At 69.5% G+C, this 15781-nt stretch carries 16 protein-coding genes, 1 tRNA gene and 1 pseudogene; 2 read left to right on the top strand and 16 right to left on the bottom strand.

What is annotated here, in order from left to right; translation table 11 throughout:
* Nucleotides 1-50: 50 nt before the first annotated feature.
* From ABT070_RS26410 to ABT070_RS26400, 3 genes and pseudogenes are all read right to left on the bottom strand, one after another.
* Nucleotides 51-418, bottom strand: a pseudogene (locus tag ABT070_RS26410) (type II toxin-antitoxin system death-on-curing family toxin).
* Nucleotides 418-615: a hypothetical protein gene (locus ABT070_RS26405; protein ID WP_351764343.1), complete on the bottom strand. Its 198-nt coding sequence runs from the start codon at nucleotides 613-615 to the stop codon at nucleotides 418-420. The pseudogene ABT070_RS26410 and the gene ABT070_RS26405 overlap by 1 nt, the downstream one beginning before the upstream one ends.
* A gap of 34 nt (nucleotides 616-649) precedes the next feature.
* Nucleotides 650-2248, bottom strand: a complete 1599-nt coding sequence (locus ABT070_RS26400; protein ID WP_351764342.1) for an MFS transporter — start codon at nucleotides 2246-2248, stop codon at nucleotides 650-652.
* A 219-nt stretch (nucleotides 2249-2467) separates the two neighbouring features.
* Here ABT070_RS26400 and ABT070_RS26395 point away from each other — a divergent pair.
* A tRNA-Cys gene (locus tag ABT070_RS26395) sits at nucleotides 2468-2539 on the top strand.
* A gap of 263 nt (nucleotides 2540-2802) precedes the next feature.
* Complete coding sequence (locus ABT070_RS26390) at nucleotides 2803-3978, top strand: pentapeptide repeat-containing protein (RefSeq protein ID WP_351764341.1); 1176 nt, start codon at nucleotides 2803-2805, stop codon at nucleotides 3976-3978.
* 77 nt (nucleotides 3979-4055) lie between these two features.
* Here ABT070_RS26390 and ABT070_RS26385 read toward each other — a convergent pair whose 3' ends face one another.
* The 13 genes from ABT070_RS26385 to ABT070_RS26325 form a co-directional block, all read right to left on the bottom strand.
* Nucleotides 4056-5333, bottom strand: a complete 1278-nt coding sequence (locus ABT070_RS26385) for a tyrosine-type recombinase/integrase (protein WP_351764340.1) — start codon at nucleotides 5331-5333, stop codon at nucleotides 4056-4058.
* Nucleotides 5334-5417: 84 nt separating this feature from the next.
* Entirely contained in the window at nucleotides 5418-5645 is a 228-nt protein-coding gene (locus ABT070_RS26380) for an excisionase family DNA-binding protein (RefSeq protein WP_351764339.1), read from the bottom strand.
* 340 nt (nucleotides 5646-5985) lie between these two features.
* Nucleotides 5986-7545: a YfjI family protein gene (locus ABT070_RS26375; RefSeq protein WP_351764338.1), complete on the bottom strand. Its 1560-nt coding sequence runs from the start codon at nucleotides 7543-7545 to the stop codon at nucleotides 5986-5988.
* Nucleotides 7546-7861: 316 nt separating this feature from the next.
* Nucleotides 7862-8782 (bottom strand): bifunctional DNA primase/polymerase, encoded by a 921-nt coding sequence (locus tag ABT070_RS26370; RefSeq protein ID WP_351764337.1) that lies wholly within the window; start codon nucleotides 8780-8782, stop codon nucleotides 7862-7864.
* An 88-nt stretch (nucleotides 8783-8870) separates the two neighbouring features.
* Nucleotides 8871-9164 carry a hypothetical protein gene (locus tag ABT070_RS26365; protein WP_351764336.1) on the bottom strand — a complete coding sequence of 98 codons (294 nt, stop codon included), beginning with the start codon at nucleotides 9162-9164 and terminating at the stop codon, nucleotides 8871-8873.
* Between the two features lie 16 nt (nucleotides 9165-9180).
* The gene (locus ABT070_RS26360; protein WP_351764335.1) at nucleotides 9181-9663 is read right to left on the bottom strand and encodes a hypothetical protein; all 483 of its coding nucleotides are present in this window, start codon (nucleotides 9661-9663) and stop codon (nucleotides 9181-9183) included.
* A gap of 21 nt (nucleotides 9664-9684) precedes the next feature.
* A complete protein-coding gene (locus ABT070_RS26355) occupies nucleotides 9685-9879 on the bottom strand; it encodes a hypothetical protein (RefSeq protein ID WP_351764334.1) in 195 nt (64 codons plus the stop codon).
* Nucleotides 9880-9897: 18 nt separating this feature from the next.
* Nucleotides 9898-10149, bottom strand: coding sequence for a hypothetical protein (locus ABT070_RS26350; RefSeq protein ID WP_351764333.1), 252 nt, complete (start codon nucleotides 10147-10149; stop codon nucleotides 9898-9900).
* A gap of 142 nt (nucleotides 10150-10291) precedes the next feature.
* The gene (locus tag ABT070_RS26345) at nucleotides 10292-12520 is read right to left on the bottom strand and encodes a cell division protein FtsK (RefSeq protein ID WP_351764332.1); all 2229 of its coding nucleotides are present in this window, start codon (nucleotides 12518-12520) and stop codon (nucleotides 10292-10294) included.
* 82 nt (nucleotides 12521-12602) lie between these two features.
* The gene (locus ABT070_RS26340) at nucleotides 12603-13403 is read right to left on the bottom strand and encodes a phosphoadenosine phosphosulfate reductase (protein WP_351764331.1); all 801 of its coding nucleotides are present in this window, start codon (nucleotides 13401-13403) and stop codon (nucleotides 12603-12605) included.
* Nucleotides 13404-13423: 20 nt separating this feature from the next.
* Nucleotides 13424-14041 carry a GGDEF domain-containing protein gene (locus ABT070_RS26335; RefSeq protein ID WP_351764330.1) on the bottom strand — a complete coding sequence of 206 codons (618 nt, stop codon included), beginning with the start codon at nucleotides 14039-14041 and terminating at the stop codon, nucleotides 13424-13426.
* Nucleotides 14038-15156 (bottom strand): conjugal transfer protein, encoded by a 1119-nt coding sequence (locus ABT070_RS26330; RefSeq protein ID WP_351764329.1) that lies wholly within the window; start codon nucleotides 15154-15156, stop codon nucleotides 14038-14040. Before ABT070_RS26330 ends, ABT070_RS26335 begins: the two co-directional genes overlap by 4 nt.
* On the bottom strand, nucleotides 15153-15443 hold the full coding sequence (locus ABT070_RS26325) for a hypothetical protein (protein WP_351764431.1): 291 nt from the start codon (nucleotides 15441-15443) through the stop codon (nucleotides 15153-15155). The genes ABT070_RS26330 and ABT070_RS26325 overlap by 4 nt, the downstream gene beginning before the upstream one ends.
* Between the last annotated feature and the right edge of the window lie 338 nt (nucleotides 15444-15781).

Here is a 15781-nt window from a genome sequence, read left to right as displayed (position 1 = left end):
CGGGGCGCGTACGGGTGGGACTCAGGTCACAGAAGACGGGCGGCGCCGGATCAGCGGGCGAAGCGCGGCAACCGGGCCGCGATGGCGGGGACGTCGAGGGCGCCCTGGCACACGTCCAGCACGAACCGCTCGGCCTCGTCCACATCGAAGTCGACGGCCAGCGGATGACCGTCCCGCTGCAGATAGACCCAGGTCGCGTACCAGGCGATGCGCTTGTTGCCGTCGACGAGGCCGTGGTTGCGGGCCAGGGACTCCATCAGCGCCGCGGCCTTGCGCCACCGTCCGGATACGCGTCCTGCCCGAACACACTCGCCCGGGGGCGGGCCAGCGCGGAGTCCAGCAGTCCGTAGTCGCGCACCTCGTCCGCCCCGAGCCGCCGGGTGAGGTTCAGCAGCTCGGACAGGGTGAGGTGGTGCATCAGGCGAGCCTCCGGTTCAGCTCGGCGCCGGCCTTCAGCACGTGCTCGGCGGCCTCTTCGAAGAGCCGCGCGTGCTCGTCCACGGCCTTGATCACCGCGTCGTGCGCGAAGGCCTGCATGCTGCGCCCCTCCGCCTGTGCGCGCTCACGCAGGGCGTCGAGTTCCTCGTCCGTGAAACGCAGGTTCAGTCCGGCCAATGCCTTCGACGGTACCGGCCGGTACCACGTGGAGTCACCGAGATTCCGTCCGCAGCCGCGTCGTCACCCAGGCCCCGAACAGCGCGACGGCCGCCATCGGCAGGAAGACGGCGGCGAAGGCGGCCGGATGCGAACCGGCGGACGCCGTGGCCGTCGAGGCCGTCGTGGCGTGCGCCACGCTCCCGCCGCCGAGCGCCGCGAAGGCGGCGCCTCCCGCGGCCAGCAGCAGGACGTTGGACAGCCCGTCCGAGATCTGGAGCGCGGCGGAGTTGGCCCCGGCCTCCTCGGGCGCGGACAGCTGCAACAGCAGCACGCTGCTGGAGGAGATCACCAGCCCCATCCCCAGACAGCCGAAGCCCCAGGCCACGGCCACGGTCCAGACGGGCACGGAAGGGAGCAGGACAGCGGGCGCGGCGGCGATCGCGGCGGCCGCCAGCACCATCCCCAGCGCCATCAGCCGCTCCCGGTACGGCACCGCCCACGGCCGTGACTGCACCCACGACCCCAACGCCCAGGTCGCCCCGCCGGCCGCGAGCGAGAACCCGGCAAGGGTCGGGCTCAGCCCCCGCTGCGTCACGAGCATCAGCGGTACGAAGGACTCGGCGGCGATGAAGGATCCCGCGGCCACCCCGCGCAGCAGCACGACGGACGGCAGCCCGCGGGCCGCCCGCCAGGTGCCGTGCGGCAGGAGCCCGAGCACGGCGGGCACGAGCAGCGCGATTCCCGCGGCGCCGGGGACGAGGGAGAGCGGCCGCAGGTCCTGGGCGGCGTACTGGAGCAGTCCGGCGCCGAGGGAGATCCCGAGGGCGAGCCGGATCCGCCGCCGGTCGAAGGCGCCCGCGGCCATGCCCGCCACGGGGCCGCTCGCCCGCCGCCGTATCTGGGGCAGCGCGAGCGCGAGCGGCAGCACGACGAGAGCGGGTATCCCGAGGAAGACCCACCGCCACCCCAGCTGCTCGGTCACCGCACCGGCGGCCAGCGGCCCGACCACGGACGGCACGACCCAGCAGGCGGCGAACGCGGCCATGATCGCGGGCCGCAGCCGCTCCGGGTAAGCCCGCCCGACGACGACGTACAGGGCGACGATCACCAGTCCCCCGCCGAGCCCCTGCACGGCCCGCCCGAGAATGAACACCCACATGCCCCCGGCGCTCCCGGAGAGGAGCAGCCCGGCGGCGAAGGCCGCGATGCCGCCGCCCAGCGCCCCGAGCGGCCCCCGGCGGTCCGACCACTGTCCGGCGAACACCATCCCGAACAGGCTGGTGGTGAAGTACCCGGAGAACGCGAACGCGTACAACGCCACCCCGTCGAGCTCCCGCGCCGCCACCGGCATCGCGGTCCCGACGGCGGTCGCCTCGAACGCGATGAGCAGCACCACGGAGACGATCCCGATGGTCAGAGCCCGATGAGACCGCCCGAGAACGGTCGCCCCGATCTCCCCCGCCTCACCGATCCCACCCGTCTCGCCGACCGTGCCGGTCTTTGCAGTCCTGCCGGTCTCGCCGGTCCTTCCGGTCTGACCGGTCCTGCCGGTCTCGTCGCTCCTGCCGGTCTCGCCGTCACGCTCCACGGCGGCAGCGGAGGACGGGACATCGTCGGCGACACCGGTGTCGCGGGGTTCGAGGGCAGCCATGGTCGCCAGCGTAAGGGCCACAACCGACTTTGACCCCTGTCGGAAGACGGGTCCGCGCCCGGGACGATGGTCCTACGACCACCACCCCGCGCCCCCGTTTCATGAACGGCGTGTGGCAGTCCCATTGCAGCCCCCACGTCCCCCTTGATCCCTTTCCCACCCCACCCGTACGGTCGACCTACCAAGTTCGGAACGGGGCCGACACCCCACACCCGACCTGGCCGTGTGCCCGAGTGGCTTAGGGACTCGCCTGCAAAGCGAGGTACGTGGGTTCAATTCCCGCCACGGCCTCTGACTGGCCTGACCAGGCAAAACGACAGGGTGGCACCCCCTCAGGGGCGCCACCCTGTCGTTCGTTCGTCTCAGTTCTCGTCTCAGTTGACCGACAGCCCGCGCGGCGGAAGCCGGTTGCCTGGCTTGCGGCGTCCTGCCCCTCACAGCGGCCAACCCGCACCCGATCGCTACTTGCTGCGCCGGGGCAAGATCGCGACCTGCGCCAAGGCAAGTTGACGGAACGTGCTGCACGAGGCTCCCGAGCGTGCTGAGATTTCAGGGTGAAGAAGCGTATTGCCACTATATCGATCGGCGCGATAGCCGCGCTCGTCTTGCTCGGGACCTTCATTATTTTGCTATGGAAGGGGCCGTGGTGGTCAGATGGAGCGCATCTTGGACACGGTCTAACCCCCGGCGAGGGAGCGGTTATCACGGGTTTCCGAACCACGGTTGTCGCCTTTGGTGCCGGCATCCTTGCAGCGGGGAGCCTCGCATACACCCATCTGAATCACAAACAGAACCGTGAATCGTTTATAAAGTCTCAGGAAAACTTCACCGACCAAGCGGAATTGACCAGAGAATCGCTACGCCAATCGGAGACCAACGCTGCACGCCAGGCAGATATCAGCCGGGAAGGGCAGGTAACAGAAAGATACGTAGCCGCAATCCACCTCATCGCTTCAGAGAATACAACTGAGCAGCTTGGCGGAATTTACTCGCTTGAAAGAATCATGCGCGACTCCGTGAAGGACCACAACACCGTTGTGGAGGTGCTAGCCGCTTTCATTAGACAACATGCCAAGCCGTCACCTGACAACACCTACTCAGGCGACCCAGTACAGGCAGCCCTTGACGTTCTGGCAAGGAGGCCCGAACGCGAGGAACCGTTCGAGATCGACCTGCGCCGAGTGACACTCTCCGGATGCACCATCACTACCGCAGACTTGCGCAACGCCAATCTCTACAAAGCTCAATTGACCGACGTCGTTTTCAAGGAATGCAATCTGTCATTTTCTAACATGAGTGAGGCAGCTCTACTGAGGTGTCGGTTCAGTAAATGTAAAATGGCAAGAGTAGAGCTGGATCATGCGACAGTAACCGAGACCTCATTCTTCTCAGGCGAAGCGCGCGAGCTATCCGCCGCGAGCACGGTGTTCACCGCTTGCCGCTTCGGACATGTAGACCTGGAGCAGGCATACCTGGAGAGCGCCACATTTCATCATACGAGTTTCAGGAGGGCCAATCTAGCGGGAGCAGATTTCGGTGATGCATGCCTGTTCGGGGTCCACTTTTCGCCGCGATCCAACCCAGAGCTAAACTCACTGCTTGGAGCCCATATTTTTCCCTCAACAATCCTCCCTAATGAATTTCATGGGAACTCCGAGATCGAGGCGCGAGTTCGTACGGTGGCGCAAGAATGGGACGACACGAGGCACAGCCACGCCATAGCTTCTTGAATGCAGGGGGCACGGTCACAGCCAGGAAAGAAGCAGGCGGCGCCCTCTCGGACGCAACCTACTTCTTCCCCTATGTCTCAGCCGGCCGGCACGAGCGCGTCGGCCGCGCCGTCGTCATCGTCCGGCCGGTCCGGGTCGGGTTTCCAGATCAGGCCATCCACCCGCCTCGCGATGTCCGTCCGCACGGCGTCCACCATGTGCTGGTACCGAGCGGCCATAGCCGTGGTCGACCACCCCATGAGCCCCATGACAGCCCGCTCGGGAACACCGAGGATGAGCAGGACCGTGGCGGCCGTGTGGCGCGCGTCATGCAGACGTCCGTCCCGGACGTTCGCCTCCGCAAGAAGCGACTTCCACTCGGCCCAATCCCTGCGGTGGGAGGGACTACGGCCGTGCTCGTCCGGGAAGACAAGCCCGTTCTCCTCCCAGCGCTTCCCGGCCGTCTCCCGCTCCGCTTCCTGCGCCTTGAGGTGCGCACCGAGCAGGTCAACAAGCTGTTCGGGAAGACCGACGGCACGACGGCCGGCGCGGGACTTGGTGGTGGACAACTCCGGGTTGGTTCGCCGCCTCTCCGGGCAGTACCCGGCGGCCTTGCGTCCGCAGGGCTCCGCGCACCCGTGGGCGTACTGCGGCCGGTGGCGACTACGGCGGACAACGAGGAACCCACCCTCACGGTCCACGTCCTCCCACTTCAGCCCCAACACCTCGCCTTGACGCAGTCCGAGGGCGAGGGCGACGGCCCACCGTGCGGAGTTGCGATGCTGGTCAGCGGCCTTGAGCAACCGCTGTACCTCTTGGATGCTGTAGGGCTCCACCTCGTACTCCCCCGTCTTCGGGGCCTTGGCCAACTGAACGGGGTTCTTGCCGAGATGCCCTCGCCGTACGGCTTCATTAAGGGCGGTTCGAAAGGTGCGATGCACCTGGTGGGCGGTCCCGGGCTTGCTGCCGTTGGCCTGCATGTTCGCGTAGAACACTTCGATGTGCTCGGGCTTGAGCCGGTCGAGACGGTGAGCCCCCAAGCCCGGGATCAGGTGCTTCCGCACGGCGACGCGGTACCCGACCATGGTGTTGTCGTTGACGGCGAGGGGCGCAACGTTCTCGATCCAGTGCGTCAGCCATGCCTTGACCGTCCACGCCTTGCCCGGCTTCCGCACCGTCTTGGCGTCGCGCTGTTTCTCCAACTCGCGTACAGCAGCCGTCACTTCGGCGCGGGTCTTGCGTTCGACGTGACGGCGGTCCGGCGTGCCGTCGTCGCGGATGCCGACCGTGACGCGGCCGTGCCACTTGCCGTCCTTGCCCAGGTAGATAGAGCTACGGCCGTTGGGCTGTCGACTGCGCTTCTGTTCCTCTGCCACAGGCAGACTCCTGTTTCTCGGTGTCGGGATGGGGACCGGGGCGGCGGGTTGTCCTGTCCGGGAGTGCCGCCGCCCCGGGCGTCGTCAAGCGGCGCGGTGGGCGGTGCGGAGACGGGTCACGTACGCGGCCGGCGCGTCGACCGGGATCCTGCGGAGACCGCCGACCATGACGGACTCCAGCTCTCCGGTGCGGATGAGCGCGAAGCATGTCGTCCGGCCGATGCGGAGTCGGCGGGCGGCCTCTTCAACCTTGAGGAGTACGAGGGTCGCGTCGTCGTCGGCGGGGACGGGGAGGGTGGCGTGTTCGTCCAAGGCTCACTCCGTGGGGCTGAGTTCATGGGCAAGTGCCGCCGCACAAACCGCAAAATCCGCAGAAAAGCCGGGGATGGTCTCTGACCTGCGGTGATGCAGTGTGCGGGTGGTGGTGGGCAGTACTGCGCAGAAACCCGCGATATTCCGCAAAAATCAGGGGCGGCCTGTCGCCGGTCCCAGCGCGGGTGTGGTGCTCGGCTTTTTTGCGGAATATCGCGGGATTGTGCGGCGGGCCCCTCGCCGGTGTGGCGCGAGGGTCCCGCCGCAGGTCAGCGGCGGGTCCGGGCTTTTCTGCGGATTTTGCGGTTTGTGCGGGAGGGGTTGGAGGCGCGGCCGGTGGTCACCGGCCGCTGTCCCTCAGGCTGGGGTGAGCGGCGAGGCGGGGCGCCGGGGGGCGTCCGCGCTTGCCGGTGCGCTCGGGTTGGTAGGACCGCAGGTATCCGTGGTCTTCCAGCAGCGCGAGGGCGGGTTCAAGGTCGGCGACGGTCGGCACCTCGCTGCGGGACAGGGCGGTGAAGACATCCCGCCGGCTGACGTCCTCCCACCGGTTGTCCCTCAGCGCGTCCAGCACGCTGCGGGCGCGGCCGATGACCGGGTCCGCCCCCATGGCGTCGAACACGGCGAGGGCGTGGGCGGTGTAGTACTCCCCCAGCTCGATCGCCGCGCGCATGGTGGCCTCGGTGACCGGGTGGGCGTAGCCGTTGCCACCATGTTCGGCGAGGTGCAGCAGCGCGGCCATGCGGGCGGTCGCACCGGCGAGTTTCGCAGCCCAGTTAGTGATGTGCCCCAGCTTGCCGCCACGCTTCTTGAGCTGCGGTTCCACACGTTCCTGATAGGTGATCAGGACCGCGTCTGCCCCCGGGCTGAGCTGAATGACGGCCGGGTCGGTCCACTCCGCGAGAGACAGCGTGAGGTCGATGACCCTCGCGGCGTAGGTGGCGGCCGTCTGCTCGGGGACGGGGTCCGTGACGACCTTCCGTTCGCCCACCATGGACTTGGGCAGGGAGAACAGGAAGCGGGCCAGGAACCCGCGTCCGTCGAACCCCTTCACCTTGCCGATGTCTTGCAGCACTTCCGGCTGCACGGCCAGACCGATGGTCAGGGCGGGTGCGTCGATGTACTCGCGGCGGGACTGGCGGTTGACCCTCAGCCGGTCCCCGGCATGCCCCTTGAGGAACGCGTCCATGTTCGGCGCCCCGGAGTAGCGGCCCGCGATGATGTCGAAGATGCCGCCCTCCGCACTCATCACGGACAGCCGGCCGCCCTGCTCTGCCATGAGAGAGGTGACCGTCTCGGGTGTCGAGTCGTCGGCGAGCAGCACGGGTTCGGCCGGGACGGTGAGCGTGCCGGCGGTCTGTGCGAGACCGACGGCGGTGGCCACCATCTCTTGCCGCTTGTCGTCGTCGGCCGACGCGGCACGGGCGGCGGCCTTATCGGCCGCTTCCTTCGCGAGGCGGGCGGTCACCTCCGCCTCGACGATGGCGGGCTGCATGGCGGCCTTGAGCTGTTTCTCCGCGTCGTAGAGGGGGTTGGTGAGCAGGGCGAACACGGCGGACTTGCGGTTGCCGGGTGGGAGCGCCACCACGGTGTAGAGGTTGGTGGGCTCGCGCCAGTTGCCGCGTACGTGGACCACGGACCGGCCGCCGGCCGCCGTGGCGAGCACGGCGAGGGCGATCGATCCGGCGAGGTCCACCGGGGTCTGCGTCTCTTCCGCGACGGCCGCCACGAACTCCCCCATCCATGCAGGGAAGACGTGGGCAGGGAACGGTGCGAGGTCGCGCCGGCCGGTGAGGGGAATGGGGTCCTCCCACACGTCCGGTGCCGCGTCATCCTCGCAGGCCGGGTCTTCCAGGGTGGGCAGTCCGGCCCACAGGTCGTTTCCCACAGGCTGTGGAGTCATGACGCGGCCCTCCCTTCGGCGGTGGCGGTGTGGGGGCAAACGTCGACACGGGCGCGGGCGGTCAGCCTGATGACGGCGGCGCGGCCCCGGGCGCGTTCGTGCTGCCCGCAGGCACAGAGCCAGTCCGCGACGGGTACGCCCTCGCACTGGATTTGCAGCCCCGGGGTGATGCCGGTGACGGTGACCGTGTGCGAGTCAGTACCAACGGCAGAAAGGACGCCCTTGCGGGCGGCGGCCTTCGGTTCGCCCACTGTCGGCCGTGGCGGGCCCTGTACGGCGCCCTGAGCGCCGTTCATGGGGTTTCGTGCTGCTTTGCTCATGCCGCGCGCTCCACAGCCGCCTCAAGGCCGTTGGCGACCGCGCGGCGCGCGTAGGCCTCCGGGACGCCCACCGAGACGGCGGTCGTGACGATCTCCTCGCCGATGGCCGCGAGGCCGCACGGCCCCGGGCACCCGGTGTGCTGGAAGGCGAGGAACCGGGCGACGCCGAACGCCTGTGATCCAGCGCCGGATTCGGTGCGGGCCCGTACGAGGGTGAGGCCGCGTTCCAGGCCTGTGCGGACGTAGCGCTCGGTGTGGCGGCACCCGGTGGCCACCAACCGGCCCCACGGGGCGCGGGAAGGGAGAGAAGATGCCACCTCCCCCGGGGCGGGGGTGGTGTCTTCCTTCACCACCAGGGCGCGCACGACCGCCGGGAGAACGGCCATACGGCCCGTGCCGGGACCAAGCCAACGGGCGTACTGCATAACCGACTTGACGTCGACGCCCGGGCGGACCGCGTTCGACGACGGCATGGCGCCCCGGTAGAGCCAGTGCTCACCTCGCGTCGTCAGCACCGTGCGGGTGGCGGGCAGGGTCTCGCGGGCCCACGCGACGGCCGCCGCGTTGTCCAGGTCGACCACCGTCAGCCCGGCCCCGCCGGGGTGGTAGGCGACCGCCACCGCCTCACGCCACACCGACGCCCATACGGGCGAGGTGAGGACGTGCGGGGCGGTGGTGGCGGCGGACCATGCGTGGCACGGTGCGGGGCACTGGCAGGGGCCCGCCGCCTTCATGTTCGGCCGCCCGCCGCACGCACCGTCCTTGCACGTGCGGCAGTTGCCGAACGGCACCTTTCCCGCCCGCAGGGGCAGGACCGGGACGCCGGCCGCCGCGAGGGCGAGGGCGACATGCAGAGGTTCGGGCGTCGCGCCGGTCGGGACCGAGTGGCCCTCGCCGAAAGCGTGCAGTTCGGTCATGCTGTAGGTCTCCTGTTCTGCAACGTCGGGATACGGAGACCGAGGGCGGCGGTTGTCCTTGTCCGGGAGTCGCCGCCCTCGGGCGTAGCTAGAAGGGCGGTTCGTCGCTGTAGCCGCCGGGGCCCCACGGGTCACGGCCGACGTCGCGGCGGCGGCGCAGCCACCGGGGCCGGCGCGGGAGCGGCAGCAGGGTCACAGCCCACGACGTCCAACAGCCGCAGAACTCCCACTCGGTACCGGCCCACTCGCCGGTCTCGTAGTCGCCGTAGTCGTGCTCGATACCGCCGACGCCCTCACAGTCACGGCAGTCCGGGCGGGGAGTGTCGGTCAGGATCAGCCGGTTGAAGGGCAGCGCGGTACGCCAGATACGCAGCCTGAGCATGGGTGTCTGTCTCCTGTCAGCCGTAGAACTTGTTGCGCTTGATGACGGCCTTGCGGATGTTGACCGTCGTCCCGCCCTCGCCGTGGCCGCGTCCGCCGAAGATCTGCACGGCGATCCATCCGCCGAAGACGACGGCGGCGAGGGTGATGAGCTGGGTGATGAGAGCGGTGAGGGCGGTGATGAACGTGGTGAGCAGCAGCAGTCCGCCGCACACGGCGAGGAACCCGACGCCCCCGAGGGCGACGTTCACCGCCGCCCGCGAGACGACCGGCTTGGCGGCGACCGGTTCCGGCTGCACGGGGGCGACCGCGTAGCCGGTGACGACACGGCCGTCCGGGAGGACGACACTCGCCACGGCCGGGATGGTGCCCGGCTGCATGAGCGGGTGGGCGGGGGCGAGCGGGACGGTGTGCGTGGGGGTGATCGGGGTGGGGCGGTGGACTTCCACGGCCGCCGTCTCGTGTCCGGCCGGACGGCCGTACGCGGTGGGTTCGTTCATGGTGCTGGTCTCCCTTCCGGGTCAGCGGCCGACGCCGGGCATGGCGTCGGTGAAGGCGGTGACGAGCTGGTTGACGGTGTCGGCCGCGTCGGTGTGGGCGAGGTAGAAGCCGAAGAGCGCGACGGCCACGGCCGCACCGGCACCGACGGCCTTGAAGCGCAGCAGCAGCACGACGACGACGGCGAGCAGCAGCACGAGCGGGATGGTGAGGGTCACGGGTGTCTCCCGGGCGGGTCAGCGGGTGCCGGCGCGGTAGGTGCGCGCGGCGCGGTTGTAGATCCAGCGGCCGACGCGTATGCGCTTGCCGGTCGCGTCGCAGCGTCGGCAGTCCTTGCCGCGCCGGGTCTTGCCCTTGCGGTCGGTCTTGAAGCCGTGGCCCGTGCCGTCGCACTTGCGGCAGTCCCCGAACGGGCTCAGCCAGCACTTGACGATGTAACCGAGGGTGACGATCAGTAGGCAGGCGGAAGCGAGCAGAGCAAGGCTCATGAGAGGCCTCTCCGAGGGGTTTCAAGGGGTTTCTGCAGGTCGGCCGCTAGACGCTAGGCGACCTGATCAGTGGCGGTTTTGGTCGCTAGCAGGGTCGCTTGCGCAAGCGACGTCCGGTGCTTGCGCAAGCGACCTTGGGGACTTATCCGGCGTCCCGCTTGTTATTGCGCTCCGTAATCGCGGTGGCGATGTCCTCGCGCTTGATGCCGCGCTTGTTGACCACCTTGCCGTCGACGCGGCGGCTGATCTGCTCGGTGGCCACCCCGTACGGCTTGAGCGCGGCGGTGAGCGCTTCCGCCTTGGGCTTGGCCTCCAGCTCCGCCCACGGGCCGTAGACGTCGGGGCGCAGGTCGGCGAGGCGGTCGACGATCGTCTCGGACCACACCTTGGTCTCGCTCTTGCCGAGCACGGCCGCGACGTCGTCAAGGATCGTCGCGGACGTCTCCGCCGCCGGGACCTCGCCCACCGCGTCACCGGACAGCGTCCCCTCCGCCTCACGCAGCGCGGCGGCGCGGGTCAGGATGCGGTCGGCATCGCGGCCGTCGGCGAGGTAGGTCCGCACGATCCCTGAGTCGTCGGACATGCCCTTGAGCAGACCCACACCCTTGTGGGACTTCAGCAGCTTGGACGCGTCCAAGCCTTCCGAGTACGAGCCCGCACCGAGGATCGTGTCCGAGACCTGGTAGGCGCCGACCCTCAGCGCGAACCGGGCCTGATGCTGGTCACGCAGCTCCGAGGGGCACGCCTTGTCGTCCGGCTTCTGCGTCGCCGTCATCACCGAGACACCGACGGCCGGGGCGACCCGGGCGAGGTAGACCATCAGGGACAGGATCTCCTTGCCGTGCTCGGGGTGGGTCAGGTACTCCTGAACTTCGTCCACCACGAACAGCGTCAGGGGCATGTTCAGCTTCTTGTCCCGGCTGATCTCCGGGGTCAGCTTGCCCTCCGGGCAGACGTGCAGCGGCAGTTCGGACAGCCGGTGGTACCGGTCTTCGACGTCCGCCTTGAGTTCCCGCAGCGAGGTCAGCAGGTGCTGAACCGGGTCGACCCCGTTCTTGGGCACGATGCCGAACCCGATGCGGTGGGCGACCTTGGCGAACGTGCGCCAGTCCGGAGACGCCTTGCCGTCGAACACGTACAGCCTGACGTACGGGTCCAGCGCGGCGGCGAGCGCGATCGTGCGGGCTGAGAACGTCTTCCCCTGGCGCGGCACGGCGCCCACCAGCAGCGACAGCCAGAGCATGGTGCCCATGACCGGGTTGCCGCGTTCGTCCACGCCCCACGGGAACGGCTTCCAGAAGTCCACCCGCGTCGCCCCCAGCAGCGGGGACTTACCCGACGGTACGGCGAGCGGGTCACGGTCGGCGATCCAGTACGACACCCGCCGCCCGCTCGTCTCGTCCTTGTCGAGGAAGAGCTGAGTAGGGGCGATGTCCATACCGGAGGCGAGACGGGCGTGAGCCTTCATCGCGTCCTCGAACGTCTTGCCGTACGGCAGGTCGACCACCACGCGCCACCCGTCGCCGTCCCGGCCGATCGGGCGGGGGAAGGCGATCGTCTGATCCTTGGTGGTCAGCCCGGACGCGTCGTGCGCGCGGATGACGATGTCGGAGGACAGCTTGCGCTTGCGGAACGTCACCTTGGCCATGTCGATCAGCGGCCGGTCCGCCGGCGCCCCGACCACACCGAGGGTGGTGGTCAGCGTCGCCACGGCCAGCATGAGCAGCCACGACGGCGCCATGACGTACAGGGTCAGCGCGGCGGCCAGACCGACGAAACCGGCGATCGTCGCCACGATCCCCCGCAGCCGGACGCGGTCGTTGCGCTGCCGCGACAGCTTCAGGTACTCCGCCGCGTCCTCGTTGGCCACGGAGGCGAGCCGCAGCGTCTTGCCCTCCGCGTCGAACACCCACCGGCCGATCGCCGTCGACCACCGCCACGCGCCGCGCGGCGAGTACATGCAGATCTTCGGCGTGTAGACCAGCGGCAAGCGCACGGCGTGGTAGCCGGCCACGGCGGAGTAGTGCCGGACGGCCCACTTGCGCACGGCCGTGCGCTGGTCAGGGAGCTTCACCCAGTCCGGCAGCACCGGCATACGGGCCTTGTCCTTGGCCTCCATCCACTCAGCGACCGAAGGCGGATAGACCTCGCGCGGCGGGTCGACCGGCGCGCCCTCGCTCAGGCCGTCGGCGTCCGGGTCGTCGGTGTCGGGGAGTTCGGCCTCCCACTCCCCCGGCTTCACCACACCCTCGCCCGGGGCGGTCGGGTCGGGGTCGGTCTTCTTCTTCAGCGGGAACGGCACGATGGCGGCCGTGGTCTGTTCGGTGCCCTCCGGGTCCCCGGCGGGCGTGAAGGTGGTGGTCTCGGTCACGATGTACGTACTCCTTCGGGAGTTGGGGCCCGGCCGGTTGCTGTGGAAGGTGGGCGGCCGGGCCCGGCAGGGGTGGAACAGGTCAGGTCATGCACCATCCGGAGTCACATCCGGAGTCCCACTCGTCGAACGGCAGGGTGTCCACGCCGTCCGGGATCGCCTTGCGCAAGGGCCGGTTGAACCGGGTCAGCCAGACATGGTCTTTGCCGAGTTCGTCACGGCGGCGGTTGAGGAGTTCTTCGAGCTGGCACGCGCGCTCGAACAGCTCGGGTTCGTCGCGGCGCATGTCGTGCCATGTCTCGGGGCGGTGGAACGGGCAGAACCAGCACGACGACTTGGGCGGCACGGGCAGGCCCGCGCTGCGGATGATGCGGGCGCAGTCGATACGGCGGATCCCGCGTTCCAGCAGGGGGTATTCGATGCGCTCGTGCGGCTCGCAGCGCCGCTTGTTGGCCCGGTCGATCTCATCCAGGCTGATGCCTATCCCGACCGTGGCCGGGTTCTCTTTCGTCGCCCCACGGCGCTTGAGTTCGTCCCCGACAACCTTGATTTTGAACTGGGCCGTACAGGACCGGGTGCCGGGGGCCCCGTTCGACATGCGCACCGGGATCTTCAGCGAGCGTGAGCCCTCACGGGTGAGGTCCTGATACAGCGTGCGGACCTCACCCGAGCGCTTCATCACCCGGTCCAGCACGACCAGCTCAAGGCCGTGCGCTTGCGCGTAGGGGATCGCGTACTTGTGCAGGTAGGCGAGCGTGCCGGGGTGCTCGGAGTCGTCCCCGACGTTCGCCATCAGGAATGTGCGGTAGTCCAGCTCACCCCGGGCCGCGAGGACCAGGGCCGCTGTGGACTGCACCCCGCCGCCGAAGCTGAACGTCTTCACTGGCGTACTACTGGCGCCGTTCATGCCGCACCCCGCCGTCCGGGACGGCGGCCGGCGACCGACCCGAGCAGCCGCCCGAGACGGGCCCGGCGAGGACCGGGCCGACCCGAGCGCTTCGCCGCGTACATCGCCCCATCAGCCCGGCGCAGCAACGCTGACAAGTCCTCGCCCGGATGGTCGGCGGCCCGCACCCACCCCAGCGAGACCGTGGTGTGCACCTCAGGGGCAGTGTCGACCGGCCGGGCGAGGACGCGGGCGAGGGTGTGCAGCCGGTCAGCGGCCGTGCCGTCGCGGTCGACGACGACGGCGGCGAACTCGTCTCCACCGAGCCGCCCCGCCACCCCGCTGGGGGTCGTGCCGTGTGCGAGGCGGGCGGCGACCGTGGCGAGCAGCACATCACCGGCGGCGTGGCCGTGCGTGTCGTTGATCCGCTTGAAGTGGTCGACGTCCGCCAGCACCACCACGGCGCGCGGGTCACGCAGCAGACGGCGGGCCTGCCGGGTGAACGCGTCCCGCGTCCACAGGCCGGTGAGCGGGTCACGGCGGGCGGTGGTCAGCCGTCCGTGCAGCCACCGGGCGTGTACCGCCCACCCGATGACGGGCGGCACGGCCGGTAAGAGCGCGGCGAGGGTGTTCACGGCGTCACCGCCGTGGTGGCGCGTTCGGCGAGCAGGGCGTCACGCAGCTTGCGGGCGTTCGCGGGCGAGGTGCGCAGGGCCCGGCGGATGCCCTCCCCCGTCACCTCAGCGTCCGTCAGGCCGGCCGTCGCCTTCCGCGCTTCCGTCATGAGCTGATCGGGAGTGCGGCGGGTGCGGGTCGACTTGGCGGCGAGCGGGACACGGCCCGTCGCCCGACGCGCCACGGTCGACGCGGCCGGGACCGAACGGGCGGGCGCCGGGGCGATCGGGACCGGCTTCACCACCGGGACGACGGCGGGCATCGGCTTCATGCCGCCGCCCGACTTGCCGAGATCGACCGGCGCCGGATCGGGCACCGAAAGCCGCGTCAGCACGACCGTGGCCGGGGTCGATACAGGCAGGTCAGAGATAGACCGTTCTCGACTGCTTCCTGCCGATTCCTCCGCATTTGCGACCGAGGAGGAATCGAGGGTCGCCGCGCCGAACATCGAGGCGAGGGCAGCATCCGCGCCGCCGGTGATCCGGTCGCGCTGAACGTCCAGCAGCCTCGATCCGAGCGCCGCGTCCCCGACCCCGACCCTGCGGGCCAGACGCCACGACGCCCGATCGGACCGCTTGCGCACCCGGCTCACCGGGTGGTGGGCGGCACGGGCCCGGTGGTAGGCGAGGGCCTGCACGATGTCGGCGGTGCGCCGCTCGTTCTCCGCGTCGCGGCCGTCGGTGTGGACGACGATCCGGCGGGCGAGGAACGCCATGCCCTCAGCGGAGACGGACATGCCCATCGGGGTCAGCGCGTAGACGACCGTGCGGCCCGGGTCCGGCGCTGCCATCGCGCCCATGACGGCGGCGGCGGCCGGCAGCACCCACAGCCCGGCCCGCACGACGCGCGGCGAGGACTGGCCCAGCATGGTCAAGCCCAGCAGGACCAGGGCGAGCACGGCCGTGGCACCCTCACCGGCACCGAGAGCACCGAGCGCGGTCCCCTTGCCGTAGGCGTGGCCGATGTTGCTGTAGGTGCCGATACCACCGACCACGCCCGTGGCGAGCATGGGCACGAACGCCGCCGACAGCACACCGATCTGAACCCTAGTCAGAGGCTTGCGGGTCTCGTTCACGCCGCTTCCCCCGTCCCCGCTCGCAGGCCGCGAACGGACCGCAGGAACGGCACCGTGCGGGTCAGCGCGTCGGCGTACAGGGCGTCCCAGCCGGCGATCTCGTCACCGTCCTCCGCTTCCGCCCGCAGGTCGGCGAGGACGTCACGGGCCGCGTCCTCGCGGGCCGCCCGCTCACTGTCCGTCTCGGACTCCAGCGGGCCCCGGAACAGGTCGACGTCGATACCGAGTGCCAGTTCCGCGAACTCCAAGTCGCCGTGCGCTTCCTGGCCGGCAACGAACATGCGCATACGCATGATGGATCTCTCCTCTTGCTACGTCGGGAGGGAGACCGGGCGGCGGGTTGTCCTTGTCCGGGAGAACGCCGCACCGGCCATTGAGGGCCGTCACCGCAGGAAGCGGCAGGCCAGTGCCCCGGGCGAGATTCGATCTCGCGCCCTCACGGCTGGATGCCGGGGCCGATCATTCAAAGCACTCTGTTGAGTTCTCAAGGAACACACGCTGCCTTCGTACTCACCCCCTCGGGCTTTCCTCCGGACGTCGTTGCAGTACCTGTTTTACAGGTACTGCACGGGGTCCCGTCAAGTACAGCGGCGGAACCTCTTGGCTTTACGCCGGGACTTCTTGG

Origin of the sequence: Streptomyces sp. NPDC002884, from assembly GCF_040295245.1 — a bacterium.
In the GTDB taxonomy this organism is placed as follows: Bacteria; Actinomycetota; Actinomycetes; order Streptomycetales; family Streptomycetaceae; genus Streptomyces.
This window is presented reverse-complemented; position numbering and strand designations above follow the sequence as displayed.

Excerpts from the sequence above, each read along its gene's own strand:
- ABT070_RS26325 (WP_351764431.1), bottom strand. The coding sequence starts at position 15,443 with ATGCGCATGTTCGTTGCCGGCCAGGAAGCGCACGGCGACTTGGAGTTC.
- ABT070_RS26350 (WP_351764333.1), bottom strand. The coding sequence starts at position 10,149 with ATGAGCCTTGCTCTGCTCGCTTCCGCCTGCCTACTGATCGTCACCCTC.
- ABT070_RS26370 (WP_351764337.1), bottom strand. The coding sequence starts at position 8,782 with ATGACCGAACTGCACGCTTTCGGCGAGGGCCACTCGGTCCCGACCGGC.
- ABT070_RS26375 (WP_351764338.1), bottom strand. The coding sequence starts at position 7,545 with ATGACTCCACAGCCTGTGGGAAACGACCTGTGGGCCGGACTGCCCACC.
- ABT070_RS26400 (WP_351764342.1), bottom strand. The coding sequence starts at position 2,248 with ATGGCTGCCCTCGAACCCCGCGACACCGGTGTCGCCGACGATGTCCCG.
- ABT070_RS26360 (WP_351764335.1), bottom strand. The coding sequence starts at position 9,663 with ATGAACGAACCCACCGCGTACGGCCGTCCGGCCGGACACGAGACGGCG.
- ABT070_RS26365 (WP_351764336.1), bottom strand. The coding sequence starts at position 9,164 with ATGCTCAGGCTGCGTATCTGGCGTACCGCGCTGCCCTTCAACCGGCTG.